Genomic DNA, 816 nt, shown 5'->3' on the forward strand with positions numbered 1-816 from the left:
CGGCGCGCTGGTGCTGCTGCCCTGGCCGCTGATGCACGGCTGGCCGGCCTGGGGCGCCGCCTGGGGGTGGCTGGCGGGGCTGGGCGTGCTGCACACCGGGCTGGCCTACGTCGTGCTCTACGCCGGCATGGCGCGCCTGGGCACCGGCCGCATCGCGGTGCTGCAGTTCGTCTATCCGGGCACGGCGGTGCTGGTCGACTGGCTCGTCTACGGCCGCGCGCTGGGGCCGGCGCAGCTGGCGGGCGTCGGACTCATCGCCGCGGCGCTGTGGACGCTGCGCCGGCGCGGCTGAGTTCAGGCGGCTTGACGCGGGCCTCGCGTGGGCCTCGCATGGGTCTCACGGGGACCTCATGTGGACTTCATGCGGGCTTTCCTTCAAGGCTGCGCTTCGTCCCGCCGGTCATGCAGTCCGTCGCCGCGGCGGCGCCGCGCGTCGCGTCGGTTCGTAGAGTGCGCCGCATTCAGCGAACCACGGAGCGCCCGATGTCCACCTCTTCCGACCGCCACGCCGCGCCCGGCCCCGCCGGCCGGCATCGTCGCAGCGCGCTGCTGCTGTCGGCGATCACGCTGGCGCTCGGCGCCTGCGCCCAACCGGCGCCGCCACCGCCGCCGCCCTCGGAGGGCTTCAGCGCCGGCATCACCTTCGACGCGAAGGCCGATGGCGTCGACCTCGAGACGCCGCTGTATCCGGGCGCCGTGCCCTACAAGGATCGCGACGAGGACAAGTCCGGCGTGCGGATGAGCCTGTGGGGCGGCCTCTTCGGCATGCGCCTGGCAGCGGGCAAGTTCCAGAGCCAGGACGACGTCGACCGCGTC

Annotated in this window: 1 protein-coding gene and 1 pseudogene; both read left to right on the plus strand. The window is 74.1% G+C overall.

Annotated features, from left to right (window positions below; translation table 11 throughout):
* On the plus strand, nucleotides 1–292 hold a 292-nt coding region (locus FUT87_RS23795; RefSeq protein WP_147242596.1), incomplete at its 5' end, for an EamA family transporter.
* Between the two features lie 191 nt (nucleotides 293–483).
* Nucleotides 484–816, plus strand: a pseudogene (locus FUT87_RS23800) (hypothetical protein); the annotation flags it as partial.

This window comes from Mitsuaria sp. TWR114 (assembly GCF_007997345.1).